The sequence below is a fragment of the Nitratidesulfovibrio sp. 1201_IL3209 genome (assembly GCF_036763125.1).
Classification (GTDB): Bacteria; Desulfobacterota; Desulfovibrionia; order Desulfovibrionales; family Desulfovibrionaceae; genus Cupidesulfovibrio.
Genome location: NZ_JBAIYT010000013.1, coordinates 1 through 24335, shown reverse-complemented (window position 1 = coordinate 24335; position 24335 = coordinate 1). Strand labels below are relative to the sequence as shown.

Below are 24335 nucleotides of genomic sequence, written 5' to 3'. Positions count from 1 at the left end.
CGAACGGAAAAGGGGAAGGGTCCGCGACCCTTCCCCCAGAGTGTTGACAACGTCTGATTTTGGACGCCTCCGGCGGCCAAGGACGGCAGCCGTTATGCGAGTCTTCGAGCATTACGGATGGCGATCGCAGAGCGGCTGTCGCCCCTTGGAACCCCGTGTTTTGTATTCTCGTACTGCGCGGAGAATACAAATAAAAGTTTTTGGGGGAGGGGGTCCGGGGGAGGAGACCCTTTTCCAAAAGGGTCCCTCCCCCGGAAGAATTTGGGTTTGTCAGCAGTCTGCGGGAATCCCGTGTGTTCTATTCCCGTGGGCGTTGCAGGCAAACGGCCGGCGCGCCGCCTACCCGCCGCACTTGGCGGTCAGCGCCGCAGCCACGGCCTTGCCCAGCTCGAAGCACTTCTCGTAGGTGTCGTGGGTGGGCACGTGCTTTACCTTCACCGGGTCGGCGGGCAGTTCCATGCCCATGGATTCCAGCCATTCACCGATGACCTTCACCGATTCGCCGGACCAGCCGAACGAGCCGAACGCCGCGCCGATGCGGTTCAGCGGACGCAGGCCCTTCATGTAGGTGAGCATCTTGGCCACTTCGGGCAGGATGCCGTTGTTGTGGGTGGGCGAACCCACGATCACCGCGCCGCAGTCGGCCACTTCGGTCATCACCGCGCTGTGGTGGTTGGCCTTCAGCCACATGATGCGGGTGGGCACGCCGCCCGCCTCCAGCCCGTCGGCGATGGCCTGGGCCATCTTTTCGGTGGAGTGCCACATGGTGTCGAACACGATGACGGCGCGCTTCTGCGGCTTCTGCTCGGCAAAGCGGCGGTACGTGTCGAAGGCGAACTGCACCTCGTCGTACCCGCGGAAGATCAGCCCGTGGTCCGGGGCCAGCATGTCGATGTCCAGCTTCAACCCGGCGATGGCGTCCAGCGTCTTCAGCACGATGGGCGAGAAGGGCAGCACGATGTTGTGGTAGTACTCCTTCATGGCGTGCAGCAGCGCGGAGCGGTCTATCTCGTCGGCGTAGCGTTCCGTGCTGGCGATGTTCTGGCCGAAGGCGTCGTTGCAGATCAGCAGCTTGTCCTGGGGAATGTACGACACCATGCTGTCGGGCCAGTGCAGCATGCGCGTTTCCACGAAGGTCACGGTGCGCTTGCCGAGGCTGATGGAGTCGCCCGTCTTCACCACCTGCACGGGCCAGCCGGTGATGTCGAAGTGGGCTTCCATGGCCTTCAGGCCCATGGGCGAGCAGAAGATCTTCTCGGGCTTGCAGCGGGCCACCATGTCCGCCAGGGCTCCGGCGTGGTCGGGCTCCAGGTGGTTGCAGACGATGTAGTCGATCTTCTCCGGCTCCACCACCTGGGACAGGCGGCAGAGCATGGTGGGCAGGAATTCGTGCTTCACCGTGTCGAACAGGGTGACCTTTTCGTCCATCACCACGTAGGCGTTGTACGTGGTACCCTGCGGCGACAGCGAATAGCCGTGGAAGTCGCGGCTGTTGTGGTCGACGACGCCGACCCAGTGGATGTCCTTCTTTATTTCCAGGGCGTGCATGTTCTACCTCGCGATGCGGGTGCGTGGGTGTGCGCGGGGGGCGCGGCATGCCGGCGAGCATGCGCAAGAGGGCTGTCCAAAGGAGTAAGTAAATTCCGTGGGTGGGGCAAGGGGGCGGCGCATGGCGTGCGGCGCGGATCGCCCGGATCGCCCGGACCGCGCGGACGGAAAGGGGAGGCGCACCGCCCTGTGGCGGCGCGGCCTCCCCCGGTGGCCGTGAGTTGAAACTCCCCTAGGCGGGTTCGAATTCAGACTTGGGCGCGCCGCAGATGGGGCACACCCAGTCGGCGGGCACGTCTTCGAAGGCGGTGCCGGGCTTCACGCCGTTGTCGGGGTCGCCTTCGGCGGGATCGTACTCGTAGCCGCAGACGGTGCAGACGTACTTCTTCATGATTCGGTCCTCGTTGTCGGGTGGTTGCATGGCGGCCTGGCGCCGCCGGTTGGGGCAGGGGCGGTCGCCCGCCGGGCACGGGACGTCCGGGGCGGGGTTACGCCTTCCAGTGCCCGTGCAGGTTGCAGTATTCGCGGGCGGTCACTTCGGTGGCCTGGATACAGAATTCGGCCTCGGGGGCGTCGCCGGGCTTCAGGAACCTGGTGTAGCTGCGGCCGTCGGCGATGAGTTCGATCCACTCGATCCAGTGGGTTTCCTCCATGGGGTGGGCCACGGAGCCGACCTTCACCTTGTAGCCGGTGGCGGTCTTTTCGATGACCGGCACGTGCTTTTCCTTGGCCCCGTCGCTGGTGCCTTCCTTCATGAACTTCATGGGTTCGCCGCAGCAGACCAGTTCGCTGCCGCCGCCGTGCAGGACTTCGACGATGTTGCCACAGTGAACGCATTTGTAGACTTCGAGCATGTTCGGCACGGGATGCCTCCTTGAAGGACCTTTTGGGCCTGTAGCGGCCGTGTGATGTTCGTGCGGCGGGCGTCCGCGCCGGTGGCGGGGGCGGGCCGGGGTGTCTCGTTGCTTCCGCGCGTCCCCCGTTCCGGGAGGTTCCGGGCGTTCCGGGCCGTCCCGGAGGGTTCCGGCGGTCGCCCGCGCGGCGTGCCGCTCCGGGCGTGCCGGACGGGCCGGGCCGTTCGGGGGCGGAGGGAACATGCGGTACTGCCACCTATACATCAGGTCGGTGGACTGTTCAATCATTCTCCGCGAACCGGCGGAAAGATTGCGCGAAATTCCGGGGGCGCCCTCCCCCCGGCGGCAGGGTCCTACTGGCGGAAGCGCTCCACCAGCTGCCCCAGCCGTTGGGCCATGCCGGACACCTCGTGGATGGACGCCTCGGCCGTGCGGATGCGGTCGGCGATGTCGCGCGACAGGTCGTTGATGCGCGTGACGTTGCGGTTGATCTCGTCGCTGGTGGCGGACTGCTGCTCCGACGCCGTGGCGATGTTGCGCACCATGTCGGCGATGTTCACGGCGCGCCGCACGATGCGCCCCAGCGCCTCGCCGGTGCCCTCGGCCTTGTCCGCCGTGGTCTCCACCTGGCCGCGCGTGCGGGTCATCTCGCCCACGGCCTGGGCCGTGCCCGTCTGGATGTCCGCGATGGCGCGTTCCACCTCCTTGGTGGCGGTCATGGTCTTTTCGGCCAGCTTGCGCACCTCGTCGGCGACGACGGCGAAGCCGCGCCCGGCGTCACCGGCACGGGCAGCCTCGATGGCGGCGTTCAGCGCCAGCAGGTTGGTCTGGTCGGCGATTTCGTTGATCACGTCGATGACCCGGCCGATGTTGTCGGCCCGCGCCGCCAGGTCGTTGAGCGACGCGGCAAGCCCGGCGGCCCGTTCGGCCACCTGGCGGGTCTCGGACACGGTGGCCTGCATCTCCGCCCCGCCCTGCTGCGCCTCGCGGTTGGCCAGGTCCGCCGCCTCGGCCGTGGCCGAAGCGTTGCGGGTCACCTCCATGACCGTGGCGTTCATCTCGTCCATGGCCGTGGCCACCTGGGCCGTCTCGTCGGTGGATTCCACCACGTTGCGGGCCAGTTCGCCCATGCGCACGGAAAGCTCGCCGGCCGCGTCGGACAGGGCGCGGGCCACCCCGGTCACCTCTTCGGCCACCTCCAGCAGGTTGCGGCGCTGGGTTTCGATGCGGACCTTGTCCTCCTCCTCCTGGGTCAGGTCGATCATCACGGCGATGGCCCCCACGGCCTTGCCGTCGGTGTCGCGCAGGGGCGACGCCTCGTAATGCAGGGGAAAGGCCACCCCGTCCCGGCGCACGAAGCGCAGCATGCCGCTGGTGCTGGTGCCCGTGGACAGCACCTGGGCCACCGGGTCGCATTGCAGGGAACAGTCGGTCCCCCCCTTTTCCAGCACTTCGCGCAGCGAAAGCCCCATCAGGTCCTTGCACGGGGAACCCAGGATGGCGCACATGGGCTGGTTGGCGAATTCGATGCGCCCCGCCTTGTCCATCACCGCCAGCGGCACGATGATGCCGCCCAATACGGATTTGTTGTATTCCAGCTGGTTGCGGATGGTGGACACCATGGCCGCCAGGTTGGCGGACAGCACGCCCAACTCGTCGCGGGATTCGTCGGTGAAGGACACGGCGTAGTTGCCGCGCTCTATCTCGCTGCTCACCCGCGCGATGGTGCGCACCCGGCCCACCACGGCCCGGCGCATGAACAGCGAGAGCACGGCGGTAAGCGCCAGCATGCCCGCCAGCGAAAGGGCGCCGCCCTGCCACTGGCGCGTGCGCAGCAGGGCCGCGTCGGCCGAGATGTCCTGAAGCATGACCATGGCCCCCAGGATGGGCTGGCTGGCGCCGTGGCAGTGGTGGCATTCCGGCGCGTTGGGGATGGTCTTGAACTCGGTGTAGTAGGGGGTGCCGCCCAGTTCCAGCAACTGGCCGTCGTCCACCTGCTGTTGCAGCGCGGCGTCGAACAGCGCGGCGAAGCGCGGGTCGCGCACCACGTCCTTCATGGGCTTGCGCACGGCCTCGTGCCGGGTGGAGTAGGTGACGGAGCCCCGGAAGTCGGTAAGGTGCACGCTGACCGTGGGATAGCGCGCGGCGATGGCGTTGAACTTTTCCCCGGTGCCTTCGTCGTTGCCCTTGGACATGGGGTCGTTGATGGCCTCGAGCAGGATCTGGGCGGTGCGGGCGGAGGAGTCGTGGATGAGATGGAGGGTGGTTTCCCGTTGCCAGTAGGAGTTTGCGAGGAACAACGCCGCGAAGACCATGACCGCGGTGCCCACGACGAGCATTTGCACCTTGGCGCCCAGCGAACGGGTGAACAGCATGCGACCCCCCGGTTTGTCCTGTGGGCGGGCGCGCAGGGAACCCGCGCCACTTCCCGCTTCTGTGGAACGTCACCACAATCCTGCGCGCAGGCGCGCAGGAAGCCGCCCCGGTGCCTCGGGGCGGCGTGCCGATGGGTGGTCGGCGCGCGGTGTTGCCGCGCGCGGACGGTGCCGCGCCGCGGCATGGGGACAGGCCGTGCCCGACTTCAGGCCATGCCCCGCAGCGTGCCGACAAGACCCGGTATGACGCCGTTCTTGTTTGCTTTCGCTGTACCCAAGGGCAGGGGTTGCGTCAAGCGGGGGCGGGGAAAAATGCAGGTTGTGCGTACAGTTGGAGCATGCTTGGCGCGACATGACACGTCAGGCGGGGCGGACGTGGCGGGCGTCCGGTCCGGGCTTGCCGATCAGGCCGTGCCGCCGCCCGTTTCCGAGCCGGTGGCGGCGCCGTCGGGCGGGGCGGGGCGCAACCGGACCCGCGACTGGTCTCGCGGCTGGTCTCGCAATTGGGCTCGCAGCCGGGCGTCCAACTGGTCGATTTCGATGGGCTTGGCCAGGTAGTCGTTCATGCCCGCCGCCAGAAACCGTTCGCGGTCGCCCCGCATGGCGTGGGCGGTCAGGGCCACCACCGGCACCCACGGCGGGGTGGCGCCGGTGGTCACGGCCTCGCGCATGCGGATGTGCCGGGTGGCCTCCATGCCGTCCATGTCGGGCATCTGGATGTCCATGAGCACGGCGTCGTAGCGGGTGCGGTCCAGCATTTCCAGGGCCTGCCGACCCGACATGGCCCGGTCGGCCGTGTAGCCCAGCCGTGCCAGCAGCCGTTGCGCGGTCATCAGGTTCACCTCGTCGTCGTCCACCACCAGGACGCGCGGGGCGGCTCCGTCGGTTTGGGATGCGCGGGACGCGCCGTCGCCCGATGGCGTGGGACCTTGGCCGGTCCGGGCTGCGTGGGGGGTGGACCGGGCTGGGGGCGGGGGAGCGGCCTGCCGTGCGTCGGCCCGACGCGCGGCCTGCGCCTCTTCGGTGCGCAGGGGCAGGGTGATGTGGAATTCGGTACCCTCGCCGGGGGCGGTGGAGACGCAGATGGTGCCGCCCATGAGCAGGGTGAGCCGCCGCACGATGGCCAGGCCTAGGCCCGTCCCGGTGGGGCGCGCCGCAGCCGCGACGCCCGTGGCGTAGCTGTCGAACAGGGTGCGCAGCAGTTCCGGTTGCAGGCCCGTGCCCGTGTCGATGACCGCCATGTGGATGCTCGTCCGGTCCGCCCGTCCGCAGCGCGGCAGCGGGTATATCTCCACCCGTACCCCGCCCGCTTCGGTGCATTTGACGGCATTGGACACCAGGTTCACCAGCACCTGGCGGATGCGCCCGGCATCGCCCGTGAGCACCGGCGGCAGGTCCGGGTCCGCCTCCGTCTCGAAGGCCAGCCCCTTGGCCTTGGCCTGGTGGGCCAGCATGGCGCGCATGGGCTCGGTCACCTCGGCCATGGAGAACGATTCCTCCACCAGCGGCAGCGCGCCCGCCTCCATGCGCGAGATGTCCAGGATGTCGTCGAGGATGCGCAGCAGGTTGCGGCTGGCGCCCAGGGCCGTGTCCACGCAGTCTTCCTGCTCTCCGGAAAGGTGGGTGCCGCGCAGGAGTTGCAGCATGCCCATGACCCCGTTGATGGGGGTGCGCACCTCGTGGCTCATGACCGCGATGAATTCCGACTTGGAGCGGTTGGCCTTTTCCGCCGCCTCCTTGGCCTGGCGCAGTTCGTCCTCGGCGCGGGTGCGCCGGGTGACGTCGGCGAACATCACCGCGATCTGGCGGCTGCCGGTGCGGAACACCCACAGGTCGGCAAAGGACCATCCGGCGGGCAGCCACCCGGCGCTGGCATGGGCGGACACGCTGAACGACCCGCCCTTGACGGCGATGGAGCCGAAGATGGTGGGCAGGTTGGTGGCGGCGATGTCGGGCAGGGCCTCGGTCAGCCGCCGCCCCAGCATGCTCCGGGCGGTGATGCGCAACGCCTCGTCGGCCGTGGGGTTCACCGCCTCGATGCGCAGGTGTTCGGCCTGGTCCAGGGCGAGCAGCAGCACGCCCAGGGGCGCGCCCTCGACGATGGAACGGAAGCGGGCCTCCACCTCGCGCAGTTGCTGTTCCGACTGCCTGCGCTCGGTGATGTCGTGGAACATGCCCACGGCCACGTCGCGGTCGCCCACGCGCAGCACCCGGGCCTTGACCAGCATGTCGCGTTCCTGGCCGTCACGGGTGCGCATGGGCATTTCCACGGGCAGTTCCAGGGGGTGGCTTCTCAGGGTTTCGAAGCGTCCGCCAAAGCCGCTGCGGTGCATCCGCTCCGGATACAGTTGACGCTGGTGCATGCCCACCAGTTCATCGCGGGCATAGCCGAACACCTGCAAGGCCGCCCGGTTGGCGTCCATGATGATGCCGGTGTCCGCGTCGGCCAGCAGGATGGCGTCCATGGCGTTGTCGAACACCGCGCGGTAGCGGGCCTCGTTGTCGCGCAGTTCGGCGGTGAAGGACTCGCGCTCGCGCAGGCGGCTGGTGAGGATGGCGGCCATGGTGTCCACGCTGAAGGCCAGTTGGCCGATTTCGCCCCTGTCGTGGTCGATGCCGGTGCGCGCGCCAAGCTGCCCCTCGCCCATGCGGACGGCCGTGGCGGCGATGCGCGAAAGGGGCCGGGCCACCAGCCGTCCGCCTATCCCCCAGGCCACGGCCAGGGTCACGGTCATGGCCCCGCCCAGCAACAGCAGGGCGCGGTTGCGCGCGGCGCGCACCGGGGCCAGCACGGCCTCTTCGGGAATGCCCACCATCACGTTCAGGTAGGGCGCGGCTTCCGGATACAGGCGCATGCGGGTGAACCCGTACAGCCGGACCGTGCCGTCGGCGCCTTTCCGCGTGAACAGCCCTTCGTCGGGCATGGAGCGCAGGGAGTCCAGGACTTCCCCCCGGATGGGGCCGCCCACGGGGTTGGCGTCGTTGCGCGGATGGTAGGACAGGCGGATGCCGCGATGGTCGGACACGCTGAGTACCGAACCGGCGGGCAGGCTCAGCTTGTCGAAGAGGCCGGCGTGGTGGTCCAGCCGCATGGGCGCGGCCAGCACGCCGTACACCCGGCCCCCGTCGTCCATGAGCGGCAGCGCGAAGTGGAAGGTGGCCTCCTGCAGGGTGCGCGCCACCACGTATTCGCCGCTGGTGAAGCGCTTGTCGCGCACCGCCGTGCGGAAATACAGGCGGTCGGCAAGATTGAACGGCGGCTGGCCGGAGGCGGCCACGGTCCGGCGGCCCGAGGCGACGAGGTCGCCGTTGGCGTCCAGGGCCAGCAGGTTCAGCAGGGCCGTGTTTTCGGCCAGCATTTCGCGGAACACGGCCTCGCAGGCGGCCGGGTCCAGCCGCCGCACGTCGGGCAGGGCGGCCAGGACGGTCAGGGTCTGGCGGGCGTTGTCGGCCTCGCGGGCCTGCAACGCGGCGATGCTGCTGGCCGCGCGGGCGACCGAGGCTTCCGCCTCGGCCTGCATCTGCGTGGCCAGGCGGTGGGAATCGTACAGGATGACGCCGAACGAGGGCAGGGCCGCCAGCAGGGCGATCCAGACCAGGGTGACGCGGATGGAGAACATGTGCGGCCGCATGGCGACTCCGGGCGCGAACGGCTTTCCGGCCGGGCTGCGGCCGTTGGAACCTGCCGCGATCTTGGCATGCTTTTGCGCCTTGCGCCACACCAAATCATGCCGGGGCCGCCCGGTGATGCGGCCCGGCAAAGGAAACGGGGCGGGCCGTGCGGCCCGCCCCGTGGTGGAAGCGTGTGTTTCCGGAAGATTACCAGTCGAAGGTGGCCTTGAACGAGCGGGCCAGGCCTTCCACGCCCTCGGCCAGCACCGGCGCGCCCGCCGCGGTGACGGTCAGGACGGCGTCCGCCGTCACCTCGCCGATGCAGGCGCAGGCGGACCCGGCGAAGCGCGCCTCGAATGCGGCGGCGTTCTCCGGCTTCACGGTGACCAGCAGGCGGCTGGCCGATTCGGCGTACAGCAGTTCCGCGGCCGTCATGTGGTCCCCCAGTGCGGGGGTCGGCACGGCGGCGATGTCGCACCGCGCGCCCAGCCGTCCGCCCACGGCCATTTCGGCCAGGGCCACGGCCAGGCCGCCGTCGGACAGGTCGTGGCAGGCGGTGACCAGCCCCGCGTTGATGGCCCCGTGCAGGGCGCGGTAGCGGGCCATGGCCGACAGGGGGTCCACCTGGGGCGCCTGCGCGCCCACGGTGTTCAGCTGGTCGGCTATCTCGCTGCCGCCCAGTTCGCGGAAGGTGTCGCCCAGCAGGTACACCTTGTCGCCCGGCTGCTTGAAGTCGGAGGTGACGGCCCGGTTCACGTCGTCCATGACGCCCAGCACCGAGTACAACACCGTGGGCGGGATGGATATCTTCACCCCGCCGCCGAAGTAGTCGTTCTTCATGGAGTCCTTGCCGGAGACGCAGGGCACCCCGTAGGCAAGGCAGAAGTGGGCTAGGGCCTGGTTGGCGCGCACCAGCTGGGCCAGCTTGTAGTGGCCGTCGGGGGTCTTTTCCGACTGCACCGGGTCGCACCAGCAGAAGTTGTCGGTGCCCGCCATGCGGTCGGGGTCGCCGCCCACGGCCACGGCGTTGCGCACCGCCTCGTCGATGGCGTTGGCCATCATCCAGTAGGTGTCGTAGTCGCTGAACTTGGGGCAGATGCCGTGCGAGAGCACGATGCCCGCCTCGCTGCCCAGCAGGGGCCGCACCACGGCGGCGTCGGCCGGGCCGTCGCGTTTCACGCCGACGAGGGGCTTCACCACGCTGCCGCCCTTCACCTCGTGGTCGTACTGGCGGATCAGGTATTCCTTGCTGCAAATGTTCAGGCGGCCCAGCATGGCGTGCAGCAGCGGACCCTGTTCGGCCGGGGCCGGGTCCAGCCTGCATTCGCATGCGGGGGCGAAGTCCGGGCGTTCCCACACGGCGGAAAGCCGCATCTGGGGCACGCCGTCATGCAGGAAGTCCATGTCCAGGCAGGCCACCTGCCTGTCGCCGTAGACCACGTGGAAGCGGCCCGACTCGGTGAATTCGCCCAGCGGGGTGATCTCCACGTCCATTTCCCTGGCCAGGGCCAGGAAGGCGTCCAGCCTGTCCGGCGGCACGGCCAGGGTCATGCGTTCCTGGGCCTCGGACAGCAGGATTTCCCACGGGCGCAGACCGTCGTACTTCAGCGGGGCGCGCGAAAGGTCCAGGCGGCAGCCGCCGGTGTCCTGGGCCATCTCGCCCACGGACGAGGACAGGCCGCCCGCGCCGTTGTCGGTGATGGCGTTGTACAGGCCCATGTCGCGGGCGCGCATGATGCAGTCGTACATCTTGCGCTGGGTGATGGGGTCGCCGATCTGCACGGCGGTGGCCGGGGAGCCTTCGTGCAGTTCTTCGGACGAGAAGGTGGCGCCGTGGATGCCGTCCTTGCCGATGCGCCCGCCCGCCATGACGATGACGTCGCCGGGCATGGCCTTCTTGTACCAGCCGGGGCGGCCGTGGATTTCCCTGGGCAGCATGCCCACGGTGCCGCAGTACACCAGCGGCTTGCCGAGGTAGCGCTCGTCGAACACGATGGAGCCGTTGACGGTGGGGATGCCCGACTTGTTGCCGCCGTGCTCCACGCCTTCGCGCACGCCTTCCATGACCCGGCGCGGGTGCAGCAGGCGGGGGGGCAGTTCGCCCTCGCGGAACGGCGAGGCAAAACAGAACACGTCGGTGTTGCACAAGAGTTCCGCGCCAAGGCCGGTACCCATGGGGTCGCGGTTCACGCCCACGATGCCGGTCAGCGCGCCGCCGTAGGGGTCCAGCGCCGAAGGGCTGTTATGGGTCTCCACCTTGATGCACACGTCGTGGGTGTCGTTGAAGGCGATGACCCCGGCGTTGTCCTTGAACACCGAGCGGCAGAAGTCGCGTTCGCCAAGTCGCTGGCGGATGGCCCTGGTGGAACCCTGGATGTACGTCTTGTACAGGCTGTCCACCACCTCGCGGCGGCCGGTCTCGCGGTTCTCGTAGTCGATGCGGGCGGAAAAGATCTTGTGCTTGCAGTGCTCGGACCAGGTCTGGGCCAGCACTTCGATTTCCGCGTCGGTGGGGTCGGCGGGCAGGCCCATGGCGGCGCGGTCCGCGCGCACGGCCGGGTCCGCGTAGTAGGCGCGGATGGCGTGCAGCTCTTCCAGGCTCAAAGCCAGCGTATTCTCGCGGCTGAAGGCCAGCATGGCCGCGTCGTCCATGGTGGACAGCGGGATGACGGCCACCTCGTCGCTGGATGCCCCGGTCACCTGCGCGGCCTGCGGGGCGAAGCCGGGTTCGGCGGCCCATTCGTCGCGGCTTTTCAGCATGAAGCGCTGAATGAGTTCGTTGGCCAGCAGGTCGCGGGCGATGTGTTCCATGTCCGCGCGGGAAAGGGGCGCGTCCGGCGCGCAGGTCACGTGGAACTGGGCCGAGGTGTATACGGCGATGGACCGGCGGTCGGCGCCCAGCACCAGGGCCAGGGTGTCGCGCGCGGTGCGGCCCTCGTTGTCGGTGACGCCGGGGCGAAAGCCCACTTCCAGCACCCAGTGGGCCGGGGCCGCGCCCTGCGGGGCGGGCAGCAGGTCCAGCGCGGCGTCCTGCAACACCGGGTCGTGCAGCACGCCCTGGGCCACCATGCGGGCCAGCGCGTCCTCTGAAAGGCCATCCACGGTGAACACCCTGACCAGGCGCACGGATTCCACGTTCAGGCCCAGCGAGGCCCGGATCTTGGCGGCGACGTTGCGGCCCACGGTATCGGTGACCTGCGGCCGAAGCCCGACTTCTATGCGCCGAAGCATGACTGACTCCTGAGGGTGTTTGGGGGTGGCGGGCGGTTGGCTCTCCATAAAGGCAAACGGCGCGCTTTGCAAATACGTGAAGATACGGTGGGCCCGGCCTGGATTAATCCTTTCCGGCTTGGTCGATGCCCCATTGGGCCATGCGTCTGCCGGACTCGGCATAGTGCTCGCGCAGGGTGTGTTCGATGCGCGCCGGGTCGCGGGAAAGCATGGCGTCGAGCACCACGCGGTGGCGCTGGTGCACTTCCTCCGGGGTAAAGGTGGTGCGCCAATGGCGGAAAAGCAGGAACTTGCCGAGCCCTTGGCAGGACCGGCGCGATAGTTCCACCAGCAGATCGTTGTCGGTCCGGGAAAAAATGACGCCATGGAACCGGGTGTCGAGCTTCGACAGTTCGTCCATGTCGCCGCCCTTGGCGACGGTGTCCGCCATGGCGTCCACGACAGCGCGCAGTTCCGAAAAATCTTCGTCGGAGAAGGAACTGATGGTGGAGGCTGCGGCGGCCCCTTCCAGTACCCCGCCGGTAAAGTAGCTGTCGCGGATGTTTTTTGCCGTCAGAGCCGTGATGAACTTGCCGCGCTGCGGGATGGAGATGACCAGCCCCTCCTGGACAAGTAATTGCAGGGCTTCACGGACAGGAGCCCGGCTGATGGAGAGGCGCGCGGCCAGGAGCACCTCGTTGATTTTGTCGCCTGGGGTGAATTCCCCGGCAAGGATTCGTTCCTTAATGTAGTCGGCTACCTGATGGCAGTATGTCTGCTTGGTGAAGCCCTGCATGTGTACCCCTGCGCGTTGTTTTCCGTGCAGATATAGCCCGCGCAGTGGATGGTCAAGCCAGGGCTTTGGGGACGTGGGTGCTCGATCGGGCGCGTTCTCCCGTTCGGCGGGTACGGGTTGCCGTGGGCGGAACGGAACGGGGCCGGGAGTATCCCGGCCCCGAGGCGATGCCTGACAGGACGCAGTGGAGAGGGTGCATGGCGAGCCCGGTTCGGGGGCGCGCGGCATGCTTTTCGGGGGCGAGGTGGGGCAGGCTAGACCGTTTCGCCCACGAGCCCTTCGTTGCCGCCGAATTTGCGGTTCCACCCGGTCAGCGCAGAGAACAGCAGCACGCCGAGCAACGTCCAGGAATACGGATTGTACAGCGCCGAACTGATGGGGGGGGCGCTGATGCCGTATGCGTCGGCGGCGGTTACGAGCGCCGCATACCATGCCGCCACCACAATGTGCCACGGCAGGGTGAAGAAGATGGTGCAGACTGCGCAGTCCATGAGATTGGCGCGGCGGGCCGGGGCCAGATCGAATTTTTCGCCCAGCGGACGCACGAGGGAAGGCCCCACCAGAAGTTCCGCGGGGGCGTTGGCGGAAATGGGAATGGAAGCAAGGATCGTGACCCCGATGATGAAAAGCTCCGCCTGCCGGACGGTGCGCACGAACGCCGTCTCGGCCACGGTCAGGATGCGTTTCATGATGCCGCTTTCCACCAGCACCGAGGTTACCGCCAGTATCAGGACGGCGAAGATGATGGCGCCCACCACGCCGTTGATGCCGTTCTCGATGAGGCCGGTCGATGTACCGCGCTTGGCGGGAATGCTGAACAGGGCGGTGAGGGAGAAGCGCCCCGTGGCGACACCGATGGCGCCGGCGGCCACGTTGCCGTAGATGAGCGATTCGATGATGTGCCTGCCGGACATGGCGGCGGCCACCACCACGACGAGGGCGACGAGCATGGTCGCGCCGGTGGCGTCCATGCGGGCCTGTATTTCGGGAAGGGGATGCAGTTCGCCGCCGCCTCCGAACACCAGGAACACCAGCCCCGCGACGATGGCGGCGGACATAGACAGCGGGAAGCGGCTGCGGACGACATCCTTCATCGTTGCCCCCTGAGTATAGGCCGAGACGATGGTGGTGTCCGATATGGGGGCGAGGTTGTCGCCGAATGCCGCGCCGGAAAGGATGGCGAGTCCGAGCATGCTCGGGTCCGCGCCCAGGAAGTGCCCGGCGGGGTACAGCACCGGCGTGAGCGCGATGCACGTGCCGGTGCTTGTGCCGGTGCCGAGCGAGAAGAGCATGGCCGCGCAGAAGACCATGAGGGTGAAGACCGCCCCCTGCGCACCCGTGGTCATGCCCAGCCACAACAGGCCGTCGACAAGCCCGCCGGCGACCATGAGCGTTCCGAACACACCCGCGAACAGCCACGCCGTGATGATGACGATGCCGGTCTTGTCGCCGATGCCGCGCATGATGGACTTGCAGTATTCCTCCTTGTTGCGCGCGAAGAAAAGCCCGACGGTTATGGCCAGCCACGCGCAGGCCCAGAAGGGTTTCGTGCCTCCGCGTTCCGCCACGGAAAGCCATACCAGCCCGACAATGAGAACAAGGAGCGGAACCAGTCCTCCGAGAATCCCACCATGCATTTCGAGACGTTTTTCCATGATGCAGGCTCCTTCGTTGGTATTCCGGGTTCAGTACCCTGCGAGAACCGCAGGGACATGCCGTGCGGCGGGGGATGCGCCCCGCTGCGTGTTTTCATGTCGCCAGGGGGATAAGGACGGTCGCGGAGGCGATGTACGCCGTTCCCCGCCGTCATGGCTGCCCGGCTGCGCTGTTGCGCGATTCCGGCCGGGGTTGGGCGTCATGCCGCAGCATGACGCCCCGGACTCACCTGAACGTCTCAAGATAGGCGTACAACGCCGGTGAACCGCCGGTGTGCAGGAACAGCACGTTGGACCCTTCGGCAAAGTAGCCCGTGCGAACGAGATCGATCATTCCGGCCATGGCCTTGCCGGAATACACGGGGTCGAGCAGTATCCCTTCGGTGCGGGCCAGCAGTTTCACCGCTTCGACCATGGAATCGGTGGGCAGCGAGTAGCCCGGCCCGACGTACCCGTCAAAGCAGGTCACGGCCTCGTCCGGGAATTCCCCCTTCATGCCGACATGGGCGGCTGTGGCCCGCGCCAGCCTGCGCACCAGCAGTTCCTGGTCGGTCTTGGTGCGGCTGACGTTGACGCCGGATACGGGGATGCCCGCGTTGTTGCCCACCATGCCGACGGCGATGCCCGCGTGAGTGCCCGCGCTGCCGCTTGGCACCACCATGTGGTGGATGGCCAGCCCCGTTTCGAACAGCTGTTGCAGTATTTCCTGCGCGCAGGCCACGTAGCCCGTCGCGCCGATGGGATTGGATGCCCCACCGGGGATAATGTACGGGGTGCGTCCGCTGGCGCGCAGCCTTGCGGCTATCTTTTCCATCTCGGCCGACATGTCCGAGCCGCCGGGGACCACGGTGATGCTTTTGACGCCCAACAGGTTGAACAGAAAGTTGTTTCCCGAAGCTTCGGGCTTGTAGCTGCCGCTTACGCGCTCTTCGAGTACGAGATGGCAGTCCAACCCTTCCTTGACTGCCCAGGCAAGTGTCAGGCGGCAGTGGTTCGATTGCACAGCGCCGCAGGTGATGATGGTGTCCGCATGTTGCTCCAGCGCGTCTGCCATGGAAAAGTCGAGCTTGCGCGTCTTGTTGCCGCCCGCGCACCCAGGCAGCAGGTCATCGCGTTTGATGAAGATGTTCACCTTGCCGCCGAGGGCATGGGAAAAGGCGGGGCAGGCTTCGATGGGGGTAGGGTGCTGCACGTAGCCGCGCCGAGGCAGGATTGCGAGGTTCATGATTGCTCCTTTGGGTGTTTGCAAGGGTGGGTACGGTCAGGCCCTGCGCACGAAGATGGCTTCGGCTTCCAGCGGGCTGCCGAGAGGGAGCGCCGCGACCTGAACGGCGCTGCGGGCCGGATGGGGCTGCGGGAAGTATTCGGCGTACACGGCGTTGACGGCCGGGAAGTCCGCAAGGTCGGTGAGGAACACCGTGGTCTTGATGGCATCGCCCATGGTACAGCCGGCGGCCTCGGCAACGGCGCGCAGATTGGTGAAAACCCGGTGTGCGCGAGCGGCCACCGTGCCTTCGACCATGGTGCCGGTTGCAGGGTCGAGGGGCAGTTGCCCCGAAACGAAGAGCAGCCCCGGAATCGCGATGGCCTGCGAATACGGCCCGATGGCTTTCGGCGCCTGGGCGGTGGTGATGGCGCGGAGGAGGGTCATTGCATCTCCTTGTGAGTATTTGAACAGTATAAATGTCGACATTTATACGAACACAAGAACTCTCTACCCGAGGCGCTTCGCAAATGTCAACGCCGTCGGCCTTGAAACCTGTGGCCGCCGCCGTATGGTTGTATATCTTGCAGTAATGGAAGAGGTTTTTATGAGAGACTGTCGTGGCCGAGTGCGCGCCACGGATACCCGGCGGGCTCAGGGGTTGGCCGGGCGCACTGCCTGCCGGGCGTGCCGCAGGGGTTATCGGCGCAGGTCAACAGGCTACAGCAGCGCCTGCATGAGGGCTTCCCGCCCGGCGTCGCCGCCAAGCTCGGCGGGGGTGAATTCGCGCTGCGGCCTGCCGTCCGCGAAGATCACCACCCGGTCGGCCATGCGCGCCGCCTGCCCCAGGCTGTGCGACACCATGAGCACCGGGCGGGCGGCGGCCAGGCGGCGCACCAGCCGTTCGATATCCTGCGTGGTGGCCGCGTCCAGCGAGGCGGTGGGCTCGTCCAGCAGCAGCACGTCCGGTTCCAGGATCAGCATGCGGGCCAGGCACAGCCGCTGCTGCTGCCCGCCGGAAAGCTGCGCGGCGGGGCGGTCCAGCCGCTGGCGCACGTCGTCCCACAGGCCCACGTCGGCCAGCGCCGCCCGCATGCGCGCCTCGGCGCCGTCCAGCCGCCCGCGCACCAGTTCCAGCGGCAGCAACAGGTTGCGTCGGATGCTCATGGGCAGCACGTTGGGCGTCTGGAACACCATGCCCACCCGGCGGCGCAGTTCGGTCAGGGGCGGGGCGTGGGGACCCAGCACGTCGCACCCGGTGCCGGGTTCGGCGGGGCTGACGGGCGCGCCGCACGGGTACAGCACGATGGAACCGGAGGTCTCGCAGCCGGGAAAGCATTCGTTCAGGCGGTTCAGGGCGCGCAGGAAGGTGGTCTTGCCCGAGCCGGAACGGCCCAGCAGCACGGTGACCCCGGTGCGGGGCAGGTCCAGCGAGGCGTCTTCCACCGCCGTCCGGCCATGGAAGGACACGCGCAACCCGGTCACGCGCAGGCTCAGCTCCATGCGTCCTCTCCCTTGCGGCACTTTTCCAGCGCCCGCTGCAACGCCCCGGCCCCCAGCATCATGGAGCCGGAAAGGACCAGCAGCACCAGCGCCGCGCCGAAGCCGCGCGCCAGTTCGGCCTCGGTCTGGTACTGGGCGGCTGTGTAGTAGATGGTGAAGGGCAGGGCCTCGAACTTGGCCAGCAGCCCGGCGGGCAGCCCGGCGTTGGCCACCACCCCGGTGAGCAGGATCACCGCCGTGTCCTCGGCCGCGCGGCCCATGGCCAGCATGATCCCGCCCAGGATGCCCCGCCCGGCCTCGGGCAGCAACACCCGGAACACGGTTTGCCTGCGGGTGAGGCCAAGGGCCGCCCCGGTCAGGCGCAGCCCGTGGGGCAGCGATTCCAGCGCGGCGCGGGTGGACACCACCAGCGGGGGCAGCACCAGCAGGGCCAGGCACCCCGCCGCCAGCAGCAGGCAGGTGTTGGCCTGCGGCAGGAACATGCGCCGCAGCACGAGAATGAGCGTGAACCCGAACAGCCCCATGACGATGGACGGCACCCCGGCCAGCAGTTCCACGGCCAGCCCCAGGTGGCGGCGGGTGCGCGGCCCGGCGTATTCGGCAAGGTAGATGCCGCAGCCCACGCCCGGCCCCAGCACCAGCAGGGTGGCCAGCCCCACCAGGTACAGGCTGCCCACGCAGGCGGGCCAGATGCCGTCCCACACCGGGCGCATCCCGGCCATGGCCAGCAGGGGCGGCGTATCGCCGAAGAAGAGCGCGCGGCCCAGGGTGGGCACGCCGCGCCACAGCAGGTAGCCGCCGCCGATGACGGCCACGGCCGCCACCAGCAGGGCGGCCAGCCAGGCCAGTGCGGTCAGGGCGCGTTCGCGCGGCATGGCGCGCCCGGTCATGGTTGCCACTCCGCGTCGGGGGCGGAATCGGCGTCCGCATGGCGCAGACGGCGCACGGCCAGGCTGACGCCCGCGCTCACCCCCAGCAGCAGGACGCCCGCCGCGAACAGCGAATGATAGGCGGTGCTGCCCGCGTCGGTGGCCATGACCAGGGCCATGTGCGCGGTGAGCGTGCGCAGCGCGTCGAAGGGGGATGCGGGCACGCCGGGCGCGTTGCCCGCCAGCATCAGCGGGATCAGCGTGTCCCCCACGGCCCGGCCGAAGCCGAACACCCCGGCCGTGACCAGCCAGCGCCGCGCCCCCGGCAGCATGACGTGGGCGAAGACCTGCGCCGGTGAAAGGCCCAGCGCCGCGCCGGTGAGCCGCAGCGCCCGGCCTCGCTCCCGCAGGGCGGCGTCCATGATCACCACCATGGTGGGCAGCACCAGCAGGGCCAGCACCAGCGCGGCGGACAGCCAGCACAGGCCGGACCCCTGCCCGGCCCGCCGCACCAGCGGCACCAGCAGGAACACCGAGACGAAGCCGTAGACCACCGTGGGCACCGCCGCCATGCCGCGCACCAGCTGGCGCAGGGCGCGGGCCGGCCGGGCCGGGCCGAGCCCGTGCAGCCAGCCGCACAGGCCGAGGGCCAGCGGCCAGCCCAGCAGCAGGGCCGAGCACGAGAGCAGCACCGAGCCGCAGACCATGGGCAGGATGCCGAACTGCCCGGCCGCGGGCAGCCAGCGCCAGGACAGCACCGCAAGGCCCTGCCCGCTCAGCAGCACGGGCAGGGCGTACACGGTGACGAAGCCGAACACGGCGGCGATGCCCAGCACCGTGACGGCGGCGGCGCAACGCAGCGCCGGGGGCGCGTTTGCGTCACGCCCGGATGGGTAGGACGGACCGAATGGACCGGATGGGCCGGATGGACCGGACGGATCCTGCACCACGGGTCCTACCGGGCGAGCGGGATGTAGCCGCTGGCCTTGGTGATCTCCTGCCCTTCGGGGCTGAAGACGTAGTCGATGAACGCCTTGGTCAGGCCCTGCGGCTGGCCCTTGGTGTTCATGTACAGCTTGCGGGTGACGGTGTAGGCGCCGCTGGCCGCGTTTTCCTGCGTGGGCACCATGCCGTCGAAGTGCAGCCCCTTGATGGTTTCGCCCAGGTGGCCGATGCCCACGTAGCCGATGGCGTTGGGGTCCTGGGCGATGGCGGTCTTCATGGCCCCGTTGGAGTTGACCACGTTGGCCGTGGGGGCCTGCGGACCCTTCTTCAGGGCCTTTTCCACGAACACCTCGCGGGTGCCGCTGCCGTCCTCGCGGGTGTACAGGGTGATGGGGGCGTCCTTGCCGCCCACGTCCTTCCAGTTGGTGACGACGCCCGCGAAGATGTCGGCCACCTGCTTGCCGGTGAGCCCGGCGACCGGGTTGGCGGGGTTGGCCACCAGGGCCACGCCGTCGATGGCGAAGGGGAAGGACACCAGGCCGTACTTCTGCACTTCCGCCTCGGTGAGGGGGCGGCCGGTGTTGCCGATGGCCACCAGCCCTTCGCCCACCTGCTGCACGCCCACGCCGGAACCGCCCCCCGCCACCGAGATGCGCAGGGCGGGGTTCACGGTCATGATGCGCTTGGCGGCTTCCTTCATGACCGGGATGTGCGCGGTGCCCCCGGCGATGTCCAGGGAGCCGGTGAGGCCGGATTGGGGCGCGAAGGCGTCCAGCGGCGCGGCGGCGGCGACGGTGGCGAAGCCCAGAACCAGAAGCATGGACAGGATTGCGTGAAGACGGCGCATGTACCCTCCTTGTGGTGACGGGATGCAGTGATGTGTGAAGGGATGCTAACAGCCCCGGCAGGTTACGCGAAATGGACTGTTCAAATAAAAGAAGGCCGCATGCATAGATGAAAACTATGCATACGGCCTGAAAACGGTCGCTGGAGGCGTTGCTGCCGTCGGTAACTTAGGGGGTGGATTCTGAATTCGGATTTTCGTCCGTTGGCAAGGAAAACAAGCCTGCCATGAGGGAATATACTCTTATCGTATTTGACCGATATGGCAGGCGAAGTTTGACGAAGCCAACGGACGAAAAGACAATTCAGAAACAGCCCCTACTCGGCCCAGCGCACCTTGACCCCATCCAGCTTCTTGGCGGCGTAGCTGGCCCGGTCCGCCCGCTGGACCAGGCTTTCGCCCGTGTCCGAGGGGGCCAGCAGGGCAAGGCCCATGCTCAGGTCCACGGCCCCCTTGCAACTGGTCACCACCCCTTCGCGGATGCGCCGGGCAAGGTTTTCCATGACCTCGGTGGACACCTCGGTGACCACCACGGCGAACTCGTCGCCGCCGTAGCGGCAGGGAAAGTCCATGCCCTTGCGCACCACCGCGCTGATGCCCGCGGCCACGCGGCGCAGCACGGTATCGCCCGCCTGGTGCCCGTAGGTGTCGTTGATGGCCTTGAACCGGTCGAGGTCGAAGAAGATCAGCCCCAGCTGGCGGCCGGTGCGGCGGCTGCGCTCCATCTCGCGCTCCAGGATCATGTGGAACTGCGAATGGTTGAACAGCCCGGTCAGGCCATCGTACATGGCCTGCTGCTTCACCTTTTCCTCCAGGCGGCGGATGCTGGTCAGGTCGCGCCCCACCACCAGGAAGGACGGCCCTTCGTGCTCGCGCGCATCCAGCGCGGAAAAGACCAGTTCGAACAGGGCCATGCCGCCGTCGCCCAGTTCCAGCACCGCCTCCACCGGGGCCGCCGGGGACGAGCCGGACAGGTAGGCCGGGTCCCAGGTGTCGGTGAAGGTGGCCGTGGGCCGCGACGCCGCGAACAGGTTCTTGCCCCGCAGGCCCGCGCAGCGGCGCGAGGCCCACGAGACGTGGCCCGTGCGGTCCACGGTGAGCACGATTTCCTGCATGGAGTCCAGCAGCCGCTCCAGAAAGTCGCGCTGGCGCAGGTTCTGCACGTCCACGTCGGAGATTTCCGTCACGTCCTCGATGAGCAGCAGCACGTCGTCGTGCGAGGCGTCGCGCCGCCGGTGCAGCGAAATGTAGGCGCACGGCGCGCCCATGCGCTTGCCCGCCGCGTCGGTGGGGCAGAACAGGCGGCTGATGAGCGACGGACCGCCCTCGTCGGTGAAGGCCTGCCATTCCGGGCCGAAGTCCAGCCCCAGCGATTCGGACAGCAGGGGGCGCACCGGCGTGCGGGGGGCCAGGCCGTCGCGGCCCACGTAGTCCAGGAAGCGCCGGTTGGCCTCCACCAGCAGCCCTTCGCGGTCCAGCCGGGCCACGCCCAGGGGCAGGGCGTCCAGGGTGTCGGCCTTGGCCTCCAGCACGGCCTGCTGGCGGTAGTAGTTTTCCAGCGCCATGGCCATGAAGTGGCAGTACACCAGCAGGGCCGACTTGCGGGGCGGGGACAGGGCGTCCTTGGCCATGCGCAGCTGGCCCCAGTCGGTGCCCGAGGCGGACAGGGGCACCCGTTCCTGCCCGGTCTGCCAGGGCAGCCGCGCGAAGGGGCCGGGGCCGGACTGGCGGGGCACGGGGGTGGTCTCGTCGGCGCTGAACAGCACGTATTCCTCGCTGCCGGGCACGCGCAGGGCCACTTCCCAGCGCTGCACGTTCCAGTACCAGCGCAACTGCCGCCCCAGGGTGGCCGCCAGCGAGGGCAGGCCGCCCGCCACGTGCGACAGTTCCGCCCCCAGAAAATAGAAGGATTGCAGGGTTTCCAGCGACTGTTCGTACAGCCGGGTGCCCGCCGGGCGGTCTTGGATGGCCAGTTGGGCCAGCATGGACTTGAAGCGCTGGGCGCAGGCCTCGCGCAGGTTTTCCAGTTCCGGCTCGTCCAGCGAAAGGCGGGTGCGCAGCAGCATTTCGAACTGGATGATCAGCGCGGGGTGGGTGACCTGGCCGTGCAGCAGGTCGGCCCACTGGGTGCCCAGGATGACTGCCTGGGTCAGCGGCGGGTGGTGGGCCACGCCGTCCAGGTCGTGGTGGCTGGCGATGGCCTCTGCGATGACCTCCGGCAGGCCCCAGCGGTGGATGATGTTGCGGGCCAGGGCCGCGTGGTCCACGCCCCAGCAGGTGTTTTCCAGCGACAGCTGGTTGCGCTCCAGGCTGGTGATGCAGGCCTTGCCGCGCAGCACCGGATCGTCGTCGGTCGAGCACAGGTGCATGAACAGGGCCAGGTCCTTGAGCAGCGAGGCCAGGTAGGCCAGGTGGGCCGTGTCGGGCTGCACCCGCAGGGCGATCTGTTCCGCCGCGATGGACGACCAGACCACCAGCCGCCAGTCCTGGTACATGGCCTGCTGGGGGCGCTTCAGCTCGTTGCTCACCCGCTTCTGGAACGACAGCGACAGGGCCAGCTTGAGGATTTCCCGCGTGCCCAGCACCGTGGCGGCGCGTTGCAGGTCGGAAACCCTGGTGCCCAGCCCGTAGTAGGGCGAGTTGACCAGGTTCAGCACGGCGGCGGCCAGCATGGGGTCCATGGCCAGGATGCGGGCGATGGTGGAGAATTCGGGGAACGGCGCCACCAGCGCCTGCACCAGTTGCACCATGACCGGGGGAAAGGTGAGTTGCAGGCAGCGGTTGATGGCTTCTTCGTCGGCCATGTGCCGACCCTGCGGAGCAGTCATGCGCCCCTCCGGTATGGGGTTGCGTGGAGCATCGCGTTGCGTCGGGACCCGTCGGCGGATGCGGCCGGAACCATGTGGCGGGGCTACGTGCCCCGATTGAGGACGTAGTCGATGCTTTGCCGCAGGATACGCCGTTCCGGCGTATCGGGCAATGCATCAAGGCAGGCCGATGCCTTGTCCAAGTAGCTGGCGGCCAGTTCGCGCGTCTTCGCGTCGCAGCCGCGCGCCCGCAGGTCCGCCGACACGGCGGCCACCGTGGCGTCGTCGAAGGTTCCCTGCCGGAAGCGCGTCACGAACGCGTCGCGTTCGTGCGGCGTCAGCGTTTCAAGATAGTAGATCAGCGGCGGGGTCAGCTTGCCCTCGCGCAGGTCGCCGCCCACGGGCTTGCCCGTGTCTCTGGACGAGGCGGCGAAGTCCAGCGCGTCGTCCACGATCTGGAAGGCGATGCCGAGGTTCAGGCCGAAGCCCGCGGCGGCCCGCACGGCCTCGTCCGGGGCCTGCGCGGCCAGGGCGCCCAGTTCGCACGAGGCGCGCAGCATCCACGCGGTCTTGCCGGTGATGATCTCGATGTAGGTGTCGTGCCCGTGGTCGGTGGAGCGCTGGTGGGCGATCTCCACGATTTCGCCGGTGGCCGTCTGCACGATGGCCTCGGCGATGGTGTCGGTGAGCCGCGCGTCGCCGTAGCGGGCCACGATGCGGTTGGCCAGGGCCAGCAGCGCATCCCCGGCCAGCACGGTCTCCGTCTGGCCGAACAGGGTGTGCGCGGCGGGCAGGCCGCGCCGCAGGTCCGCCCCGTCCAGGATGTCGTCGTGCAGCAGGGTGGCCGAGTGCAGCAGTTCCACCGAGCAGGCCAGCGGGTACAGGTCGGGGCCGGAGCCCTTGCGGAAAAGGCCGCCGCCCTCCGCCCCCAGCACGCGTGCGGTGAGCAGGGTCAGCAGGGGGCGCAGCCGCTTGCCGCCCGCGCGCAGCACGTGTTCGGCCACGGGGCGCACCAGCGGGTGCAGCACGGCCACCTCGGCGTCGAGCGTCTTGTTGATGCGCGGCAGTTCCGTGGCCAGGTAGGCTTTGAGCTTCAGCATGGGAATGTCCGTATGGCGTGCGGCCGGGCGTGTCCAGATTATGGAATGTCTGGGCCGGGCGAGTTTGGGGCGTCCGCGCGCCGGAAAGGGTTCGTCAGTCGGTAAGGAAAAGTTCCCGGGCCAGGACCCCCAGGGCGTCCAGCGCCCCTTCCAGGGCCCAGTCCTCCGCCGCGCGCGAACCCACGATGTTGGACATGGTGCGCGCCTCGGCAAAGGGCAGGCCGTGGCGCAGGCAGGCCAGCGCCAGGGCGAAGCCCTCCATGTTTTCCATGAGCGGGGCGTGGCGGCGGCGCATGGCGTCGGCCCGGCCGGGGGTGCCGGAAACCCCGGCCACGGTCAGCGAAACGCCGCTGCGCGCGCCTGCGGGCAAGGAAAGGTGCCACTGGCCGGAGAGCACCTCGGGCGCGATGTCGATGCGGTCCCACACCGGCCCCGCCGGGCCTTCGGCCTGGGGAAAGGCGATGCCCCTCGGGTCCACGCCATGGTCGCCCGCCAGGCCGTATTCGGGCCAGACTTCCGCCGAGGCAAGCACGGCGCTGCCCAGGGGGGCGCGCAGCACGTCGAAGGTGCCCGCCACGCCCAGGTTCAGCACGCCGCGCACGCCACGGTGCGCGCCCAGTACCCGGCCCATGGACAGGGCCGCGTTGACCGGTCCCACGCCGGTGACCACCAGCAGACAGTTGCGCCCGTTGACGGGCGACGGGCAGGCCTCGCCCGGCGCGGGCAGGGCGCAGCCCACGCGGCCGCGCCCGTTGAAGCCGGTGAGCACAGCCTTCATTTCACGGGTGGTGGCGGTGGCGATGACAAGGCTCATGCGTGAAGGCTGTCCCTGAACGGCGCGGTGCGCCGGATGCGTCGTTGTTTCGTTTCCCAGGGGCTGTTTTCCAAATTAGGATGGCTCTAGACCATCAGGCCAAGCCCTGATAGGCTAGAATCATGTTTAAAAACAGCAAATTAAGCCGCTACAAAATCGGAAAAATTGCTGAATGCTTTTGCATCGATATTGATGCCAC

The 24335-nt window shown here is 68.4% G+C and carries 17 protein-coding genes and 1 pseudogene; 1 reads left to right on the top strand and 17 read right to left on the bottom strand.

Annotated elements, in window-relative coordinates:
* Positions 1-339: 339 nt before the first annotated feature.
* From V6B97_RS08015 to mqnB, 17 genes are all read right to left on the bottom strand, one after another.
* Positions 340-1548, bottom strand: a complete 1209-nt coding sequence (locus V6B97_RS08015; RefSeq protein ID WP_333505979.1) for an FprA family A-type flavoprotein — start codon at positions 1546-1548, stop codon at positions 340-342.
* Between the two features lie 232 nt (positions 1549-1780).
* Positions 1781-1939, bottom strand: coding sequence for a rubredoxin (rd, locus tag V6B97_RS08010; protein WP_007526280.1), 159 nt, complete (start codon positions 1937-1939; stop codon positions 1781-1783).
* Between the two features lie 97 nt (positions 1940-2036).
* A complete protein-coding gene (locus V6B97_RS08005; protein ID WP_333505978.1) occupies positions 2037-2411 on the bottom strand; it encodes a desulfoferrodoxin in 375 nt (124 codons plus the stop codon).
* A 344-nt stretch (positions 2412-2755) separates the two neighbouring features.
* Positions 2756-4777 carry a methyl-accepting chemotaxis protein gene (locus V6B97_RS08000; RefSeq protein ID WP_333505977.1) on the bottom strand — a complete coding sequence of 674 codons (2022 nt, stop codon included), beginning with the start codon at positions 4775-4777 and terminating at the stop codon, positions 2756-2758.
* A 404-nt stretch (positions 4778-5181) separates the two neighbouring features.
* Complete coding sequence (locus tag V6B97_RS07995) at positions 5182-8409, bottom strand: response regulator (protein WP_333505976.1); 3228 nt, start codon at positions 8407-8409, stop codon at positions 5182-5184.
* Positions 8410-8596: 187 nt separating this feature from the next.
* Positions 8597-11620: an AIR synthase-related protein gene (locus V6B97_RS07990; protein WP_333505975.1), complete on the bottom strand. Its 3024-nt coding sequence runs from the start codon at positions 11618-11620 to the stop codon at positions 8597-8599.
* Positions 11621-11723: 103 nt separating this feature from the next.
* A complete protein-coding gene (locus V6B97_RS07985) occupies positions 11724-12395 on the bottom strand; it encodes a GntR family transcriptional regulator (protein ID WP_333505974.1) in 672 nt (223 codons plus the stop codon).
* Positions 12396-12649: 254 nt separating this feature from the next.
* Entirely contained in the window at positions 12650-14050 is a 1401-nt protein-coding gene (locus V6B97_RS07980; protein WP_333505973.1) for a Na+/H+ antiporter NhaC family protein, read from the bottom strand.
* A 226-nt stretch (positions 14051-14276) separates the two neighbouring features.
* Entirely contained in the window at positions 14277-15275 is a 999-nt protein-coding gene (locus V6B97_RS07975; protein WP_333505972.1) for a D-cysteine desulfhydrase, read from the bottom strand.
* Positions 15276-15311: 36 nt separating this feature from the next.
* The gene (locus V6B97_RS07970; protein WP_333505971.1) at positions 15312-15701 is read right to left on the bottom strand and encodes a RidA family protein; all 390 of its coding nucleotides are present in this window, start codon (positions 15699-15701) and stop codon (positions 15312-15314) included.
* Between the two features lie 273 nt (positions 15702-15974).
* Positions 15975-16757: a phosphate ABC transporter ATP-binding protein gene (locus tag V6B97_RS07965; protein WP_333505970.1), complete on the bottom strand. Its 783-nt coding sequence runs from the start codon at positions 16755-16757 to the stop codon at positions 15975-15977.
* Positions 16748-17647, bottom strand: coding sequence for a PstA family ABC transporter permease (locus V6B97_RS07960; protein ID WP_333505969.1), 900 nt, complete (start codon positions 17645-17647; stop codon positions 16748-16750). Before V6B97_RS07960 ends, V6B97_RS07965 begins: the two co-directional genes overlap by 10 nt.
* Positions 17644-18573 (bottom strand): PstC family ABC transporter permease, encoded by a 930-nt coding sequence (locus tag V6B97_RS07955; RefSeq protein ID WP_333505968.1) that lies wholly within the window; start codon positions 18571-18573, stop codon positions 17644-17646. Before V6B97_RS07955 ends, V6B97_RS07960 begins: the two co-directional genes overlap by 4 nt.
* An 8-nt stretch (positions 18574-18581) precedes the next feature.
* Complete coding sequence (locus V6B97_RS07950; protein WP_333505967.1) at positions 18582-19418, bottom strand: phosphate ABC transporter substrate-binding protein; 837 nt, start codon at positions 19416-19418, stop codon at positions 18582-18584.
* A 314-nt stretch (positions 19419-19732) separates the two neighbouring features.
* A complete protein-coding gene (locus V6B97_RS07945; RefSeq protein ID WP_333505966.1) occupies positions 19733-22243 on the bottom strand; it encodes a sensor domain-containing diguanylate cyclase in 2511 nt (836 codons plus the stop codon).
* 83 nt (positions 22244-22326) lie between these two features.
* Positions 22327-23322: a polyprenyl synthetase family protein gene (locus tag V6B97_RS07940; RefSeq protein ID WP_333505965.1), complete on the bottom strand. Its 996-nt coding sequence runs from the start codon at positions 23320-23322 to the stop codon at positions 22327-22329.
* 94 nt (positions 23323-23416) lie between these two features.
* Positions 23417-24136, bottom strand: a complete 720-nt coding sequence (gene mqnB / locus V6B97_RS07935; RefSeq protein ID WP_333505964.1) for a futalosine hydrolase — start codon at positions 24134-24136, stop codon at positions 23417-23419.
* A gap of 122 nt (positions 24137-24258) precedes the next feature.
* Between mqnB and V6B97_RS07930 the strand changes: the two are divergent.
* A pseudogene (locus tag V6B97_RS07930) lies at positions 24259-24335 on the top strand (IS1595 family transposase); the annotation flags it as partial.